The following is a 5,668-nucleotide window of genomic DNA, read 5'->3' on the forward strand; positions in this document are numbered from 1 at the left end:
GGCCGGCGGGGCGATCACAGGACGAGCATGAGCTTTCCGCCGGGGCGACCGGACCGGCTGAGTTCGGCCGCTTCCTCGATCCGGTCGAGCGTGTAGGTGCGGGCGACCGGTACGACCAGGACGCCTTCGCCGGCGAGCCGGGCGAACTCGTCCATCCGGTCGTAGCGCATCTCGGTGGTGATCCGGACGCCCAAGTCGGCCGCGGCGGCGAAGTCCGAGACGGTGAGGACCCGGTCGGGATCACCGGTCAGCCCGATCAAGGTCGGTAGCGAGCCGCCGGCCGGGCTGGGCTGGTCGGCGCGGTCGATCCGGCCCCCGGTCGGCGTCGTGTCCAGGGCCCGGTCGATCCGGCCTCCGGCCAGTGCGGCGACGCGTTCGGCCATGCCCTCGCCGTAGGCGGTCACTTGGGCGCCGATCTCTTCCAGGGCGCCGGCCCGGGTCGGCCCGGCGGTGGCGATCACCCGAACACCCCGGTGCAGCGCGAACCGCACCGCCGCCTCACCCACGGTGCTGCCCGCGCCGTGGACGAGCAGCAGCTCACCAGGCTCGACACCGAGGTCGTCGAGCGCGCGCCACGCCGTCTCGGCCGCCATCGGCAATGCGGCGGCCTGCTCGGCGGTGACGCCGTCGGGAATGCGTGCCCAGGCCGGCATCAGGGCGTACTCGGCGGCGCCGGCCGTCGAGCCGTGGAAGACGGCCGGGCCGAACACGCGGTCGCCGATCCGGACATCGGTGACGCCCTCGCCGAGCGCGTCGACGGTGCCCGCGATCTCCAGGCCGAGCCCGCGCGGCAGCGGCGGCAGATGGTCGGCGAGGAGACCGTCGACGATGTGCCAGTCGGCCGGCGTCAGGCCGCACGCCCGCACGGCGATCCGAATCTGACCGGGGCCCGGCTCCGGCTGTGGGACGTCGCGGAGCACGATCACGTCCGGGGAACCGAACCGGTCGAACTGAAGAGCCTTCATGACAACCTCCTGAGTGATAACAGCATCTGTTGTCATCACCGTACCATCGTGACAACAGCTTCTGTTGTCGTACGTTGGTGGGTGGGCCGAGATGGCAAGCGGTTCCGTGGCTCCACGTCACGCCGAGCGCCGGGACGCGCGGCCTTGCCTCCCGGATCGACCGTTGCCCCCGCTCGATGTGTCGGGCGTGTGTCGGGCCGGTGTGCCGGATCTCGCCCGTGACCCGCCTTCTGCGGCTCGTGCACTCACCTTCCGACCCTCGGCCCGCCGCCCGCGCGGGGGTCGACGCCGTCAGGGATCGTGGGTTCGCCCTCGGGCATCCGGACGCTCGCCCTGACAAGGGCCCGGACCGTGTCCGACCGCTCGGCTGACGTCCCCGATCCTGCGGCAACCGACCATCGAAGGAGAGACGCGATGAGTACCGACGGTGTCGAGTGGTTGGAGGACTCGGCCTTCGACGAGTTCGGCTACTGCGTGACGTTCGCGCGCGGGCTGTCGGCGGTGGAGTTGCTGCGCCGCATGGGGTGCGACACGACGAACACGGCCGGCAAGACCCCGACCGACGCGAACCACTGGATCGAGGACGTCGCCGACGAGTTCGGCCACCGGGCGGTCGCGGACAAGGAGTCGGTGATCCGGGCCGGCGAGGCGAACGGCTGGGCGTTCGCGGTCGAGGACGCCGGAATCCGGGGCATCGACCACGACGTCCTCGCCGTCGTCTCGACTGCCACCGTGGCCATGAGCACCTTCCGCAACGTCAACGCGCTCACGCAGTTCCTCTACGTGGAGTCGGGGAAAGTGGTGTGCGCGTTCGAATCGGCGCAGGTTCGCGACGGCACCGACCCCGACCGGCTCGTGCCGTACCTGACCCGCGCCGGGCTTCTGCTTCCCGACGGGGACGAACCCGACCTGGGAATCGGCGAACGGCAGCGACTCGTCCAACGCATGATGCACACCGAGTTCGGCGCGACACTGCCCCGCGAGGACGTCGAGAACGGCGAACTCCTCGCCGCGATGTACTGAACCGGGGCCCGTAGGTCGGGACTTTCACGGCAGCGCTTCGAAGTCCCGATCGCGCGGTGGACGCCGCGAGCCGGGTGGGTGGCACGGTCACAGGCCGTGCGGACTCATCGAGGCCGACGAAGTCCGGCAACGGCGGGAGTTGCGCGCCTTCCTGACCGAGTGGCCCGGCACCTCGTGACGTCTCGATCCGGGGGCGTTACCCGGGCCCCGAGGTGGGTAACGAATTATTCGTTACCCGGATCCCTGTCGATGGGTAACGGATTCGGTACCCGCGCAGGTCACCGCCACGGGTAACGCAATCAGGCGATCGGGTAGGACCTGGGGTGACTCGTCCGCTCGTACTCCCCCACCTGTTCGTCGATCCGCTCCGGGGCGGTCGCGCGGCCGAACGCCTCCAGGAGCATGACCACCGTGCAGACCGCCAGGGTGTAGACGCGGCCCACCAGCGCCAGGCCCTCCACCGCCCCGGCGAGCCCCGTCTCCCCCGCGGCGACACGGTGTACGGCTGTCGTCGTCGCGAACTCGGTCTCCGGCGGCGCCAAGGCCGCCACCGCGTCGAGCTCCCGCACTCCCATGGACGTGCTCGCGAAGTCGTTGCCGAAGCGGTCGACGCCGAGGTAGTAGATCCCCAGCAGTGATGGTCCACGGAAATGACCATCGTAGGGAGGTCGGTGCTGGGGAGGCCCGTGTCCAGGGCCGCGTTCGCGAAGTGGAAGGCCTCGGCGGTGACGACCAGGCCCAGGAACGGACGATCGTGTGGGATGTCCCGGAACTCTTCCTTGCCGGAGAGAACCAGGTCGCGGGTGGTGTCGAGTTGAAGGAACGCTTTGCCCAGACGGTCGTTCAGGTGGCGCTTCCGCTCGAGGCCGCCCAGGCGCAGGTTTTCCGGTTGCTGCGCTCACGGGTCCGGAGGGCACGGGTCTCAGACGACAGGAACGGGTATCGGGTGTCGTCGTCGGCGCCGATTGGGCCGCCGAGCACGACGACCAGGTCAGCGGCCCGCACGGGATCTTCGTTGATCTCGTCGATGCCGGCATCGATGTAGTGCACGCTGTAACCGCGTTCGGTCAGCAGCGGCTGGAGGAGGCCCAGGTCTTCGAAGGCCGGGTGCCGGATGGCCAGGACAGTCTTTGTCGTGTCGACGGTCATGGCGATGTGAAACCCTTCGTGTGCAGGGGTTTCAGGTGCGCAGGTAGGAAGCACCGTTGAGATCGAGCACGGCTCCGGAGGACCACGCGGCTTGCGGTGAGGACAGGTAGAGGACGGCATCCGCGACCTCCTCGGGCGTCCCGACCCGCCCGAACGGGCTCTGGCCCCGCAGTTCATCCCCCGCTGGACCGGACATCTTGGCTGTTTGCCGTTCGGTGGCGACGAACCCGGGGGCGACGGACACCACCGCGATGGCGTGCGGGGCCAGCGCGACAGCCATCGACTGCCCGAAAGCGTGCAGCGCAGCCTTGCTTGCGCCGTACGCGGGAAAGTCGGGCTCACCCCGGAAGGCGCCACGGGAACCGATGTTGACGATGCTTCCGCTCTCGCCCCGGTCTATGAGGTGCCGGGCCACGCAGTAGGTCACGTTCGCCGCGCCCAGCAGATTGACGTCGACCATATGGTGCCAGCTCCGCTGCCACTGCGCGTAGGACACATCGGCAACGGAGTGCCGGTTGCCGGCGGTCGGCGCGACAGCTGCGTTGTTGACCAAGACGTCGATCCCACCCAGCGACCCCACGGCTTCGTCCACGATACGCCGCGCCGCTTCAGGATCGGCCAGATCACCCGCGAGCAGGACATGGCCAGAACCAGGCAATAGGCGCAGCGTTTCCTCGGCGTCCTGGCGCTGGGCCGCGTAGTGCACTCCCACCCGGTCGCCGCGTTCGGCGAATTTGACAGCCACGGCCCGCCCGATTCCCCGTGACGCTCCCGTGACCAGCACTCGCCTCATCGTGTGAAGATCTTCGACTCGTCACGGAACGCCTTGAACTCCAACGCGTTGCCTGCCGGATCGTGGAGGAACATGGTCCACTGCTCCGCAGGTTTCCCGGGGAAGCGGCGGTAGGGCTCGATCACGAAGGCCGTGCCGGCCGCGCGGAGCCGATCGGCGAGTGTGTGGAATTCCTCGGTCGACAGCAGCAGTCCGTAGTGGGAAACGGGTACCGCATGTCCATCGACCATGCTGCTCCCGACTACCGCGGACCTGTCGGGGGCCGCGTGCGTCACCAGTTGGTGACCGTGCAGATCCCAGTCGACCCAGTGGCTGGTGGAGCGTCCCTCTCGCAGTCCGAGGACACCTCCGTAGAACTGGCGGGCGCCGTCCAGGTCGTCGACCGGTATGGCCAGATGGACTGCGGGGCGAAGCGACATGAGACTCTCCTTCAGCTCGATGACCCTCTCACCTTGCAACCTCGAATGTTGAATGTCAACATTCGACAATGACTTCTACGTCGCTCCCCAAAGTCAGTCGCAGAGGGCTGGCACAAGAGACCGCCGACCTCATCCGCGAAGCGATCTTCGCCGGCCACTTCCCCCCTGGCTCACCGCTGCGCGAGACGGAACTCGCCACCTCGCTGGGCGTCAGCCGCGGATCGGTACGCGAAGGGCTGGCACTCCTCGAACGCGAGGGCCTCGTCCGGAGCGCCTGGCATCACGGCTCCACCGTCATTGAAGTCACCGCGCAGGACGTCGAAGAGGTCTACGCCCTGCGCGCCGCGCTTGACCGCCTCGCCGCAACCAGCGCACAGCAAAACGCAACCGCCGATCAGCTGGACGGGCTCGATGCCCTGGTCGACGCGATGGCCGAGAAGATCAGCGGCGAAGCATCCGGGGCAGGGCTCCTCGCAATCGACATCGCCTTCCACGACCGGATCTACGACACCGCGAACAACCGCAGGCTCAGTCAGGCGTGGCACGCCGTACGCTCACAGACGTATCTATTCCAACTCCGCCGCATCGCCCTCGGCTACGAGCACTACCGTGACCGGGTTGTGGAAGAGCACCGCGAACTGGCAATGCTCCTGCGCTCCGGCGACCGCGAGGCGCTGGTGCAGCGCGCCGAAGAACACGTCGACTCCGCTCGCTGCAGTCTTCTCGCCAGTCTGCGCCGCTGAGCACGGCGCGTCGGAACGAGAGCACGAGGCGGTGACGACCCGGAGGAGCACGGTGTGGCTCCGGGTAAAACCACCGCAGGGCGGACCGGGGCGGTGGTCGTGTTCTCGGACGAGTCGGCGCTGTCGCTGCCGCCTCCGGTCCGCGCGACGTGGGCCCCACGGGGGCGCACTGCCACCGGTGCGGGTGCGGATGGGGAAACGGCCGAAGATCTCGCCGGTCGGCTGGTGCTGTCACCCGCCCGACGGACCACCCAGGTTCCTCTACCGGATGGTGTCCGGCTCGGTGAACGACCGGCAGCCGATTCGCCAACTGCCTTAGATCCACCGGACGTTCGACCGCCCGATCTTATTGGTATGGGACAACCTGGGCAGTCGTCGCAGCCGCCGGATGCGGGCCTTCGCGGAGCGGGTCGACCGGCTGAGCCTGGTCTTCCTGCCTCCGTACGCCCCCGACCTCAACCCGGTCGAAGGCAGCTGGGCGCATCTGAGGAACGGACCCCTGGCCAACCTCGGCGCACGCACTCTCGACGAACCGGTCGCGGTCGCCCGCCGAGGCCTGCGGGACATCCAACATCG

General features: G+C 68.7%; 8 protein-coding genes. 3 read left to right on the forward strand and 5 right to left on the reverse strand.

Features of this window, described 5'->3' with window-relative positions:
• Window positions 1–14: 14 nt before the first annotated feature.
• Window positions 15–965 carry an NADP-dependent oxidoreductase gene (locus tag GT354_RS16910; RefSeq protein WP_161357107.1) on the reverse strand — a complete coding sequence of 317 codons (951 nt, stop codon included), beginning with the start codon at window positions 963–965 and terminating at the stop codon, window positions 15–17.
• Window positions 966–1,379: 414 nt separating this feature from the next.
• On the opposite strand from GT354_RS16910, the gene GT354_RS16915 reads away from it, so the two are divergent.
• The gene (locus GT354_RS16915) at window positions 1,380–1,988 is read left to right on the forward strand and encodes a DUF6461 domain-containing protein (protein ID WP_161357129.1); all 609 of its coding nucleotides are present in this window, start codon (window positions 1,380–1,382) and stop codon (window positions 1,986–1,988) included.
• 299 nt (window positions 1,989–2,287) lie between these two features.
• Here GT354_RS16915 and GT354_RS16920 read toward each other — a convergent pair whose 3' ends face one another.
• From GT354_RS16920 to GT354_RS16935, 4 genes are all read right to left on the reverse strand, one after another.
• Window positions 2,288–2,563: a hypothetical protein gene (locus tag GT354_RS16920; protein ID WP_161357130.1), complete on the reverse strand. Its 276-nt coding sequence runs from the start codon at window positions 2,561–2,563 to the stop codon at window positions 2,288–2,290.
• 268 nt (window positions 2,564–2,831) lie between these two features.
• Window positions 2,832–3,137 (reverse strand): hypothetical protein, encoded by a 306-nt coding sequence (locus tag GT354_RS16925; protein ID WP_161357131.1) that lies wholly within the window; start codon window positions 3,135–3,137, stop codon window positions 2,832–2,834.
• A 31-nt stretch (window positions 3,138–3,168) separates the two neighbouring features.
• Window positions 3,169–3,930, reverse strand: a complete 762-nt coding sequence (locus GT354_RS16930) for an SDR family oxidoreductase (protein WP_161357132.1) — start codon at window positions 3,928–3,930, stop codon at window positions 3,169–3,171.
• The gene (locus GT354_RS16935; RefSeq protein WP_161357133.1) at window positions 3,927–4,349 is read right to left on the reverse strand and encodes a VOC family protein; all 423 of its coding nucleotides are present in this window, start codon (window positions 4,347–4,349) and stop codon (window positions 3,927–3,929) included. The genes GT354_RS16930 and GT354_RS16935 overlap by 4 nt, the downstream gene beginning before the upstream one ends.
• 68 nt (window positions 4,350–4,417) lie before the next feature.
• Between GT354_RS16935 and GT354_RS16940 the strand changes: the two genes are divergently transcribed.
• Together GT354_RS16940 and GT354_RS16945 are read left to right on the forward strand one after the other, a co-directional pair.
• Window positions 4,418–5,092, forward strand: a complete 675-nt coding sequence (locus tag GT354_RS16940) for a GntR family transcriptional regulator (protein ID WP_161357134.1) — start codon at window positions 4,418–4,420, stop codon at window positions 5,090–5,092.
• Window positions 5,093–5,480: 388 nt separating this feature from the next.
• Window positions 5,481–5,668 (forward strand): transposase (locus GT354_RS16945; RefSeq protein WP_237535028.1); only part of this gene is annotated, 188 nt, incomplete at its 3' end.

The sequence above is a fragment of the Streptomyces sp. SID3343 genome (assembly GCF_009865215.1).
Classification (GTDB): domain Bacteria; phylum Actinomycetota; class Actinomycetes; order Streptomycetales; family Streptomycetaceae; genus Embleya.

Excerpts from the sequence above, each read along its gene's own strand:
- GT354_RS16940 (WP_161357134.1), top strand. The coding sequence starts at position 4,418 with ATGACTTCTACGTCGCTCCCCAAAGTCAGTCGCAGAGGGCTGGCACAA.
- GT354_RS16915 (WP_161357129.1), top strand. The coding sequence starts at position 1,380 with ATGAGTACCGACGGTGTCGAGTGGTTGGAGGACTCGGCCTTCGACGAG.
- GT354_RS16925 (WP_161357131.1), bottom strand. The coding sequence starts at position 3,137 with ATGACCGTCGACACGACAAAGACTGTCCTGGCCATCCGGCACCCGGCC.
- GT354_RS16930 (WP_161357132.1), bottom strand. The coding sequence starts at position 3,930 with ATGAGGCGAGTGCTGGTCACGGGAGCGTCACGGGGAATCGGGCGGGCC.
- GT354_RS16910 (WP_161357107.1), bottom strand. The coding sequence starts at position 965 with ATGAAGGCTCTTCAGTTCGACCGGTTCGGTTCCCCGGACGTGATCGTG.
- GT354_RS16920 (WP_161357130.1), bottom strand. The coding sequence starts at position 2,563 with ATGGGAGTGCGGGAGCTCGACGCGGTGGCGGCCTTGGCGCCGCCGGAG.
- GT354_RS16935 (WP_161357133.1), bottom strand. The coding sequence starts at position 4,349 with ATGTCGCTTCGCCCCGCAGTCCATCTGGCCATACCGGTCGACGACCTG.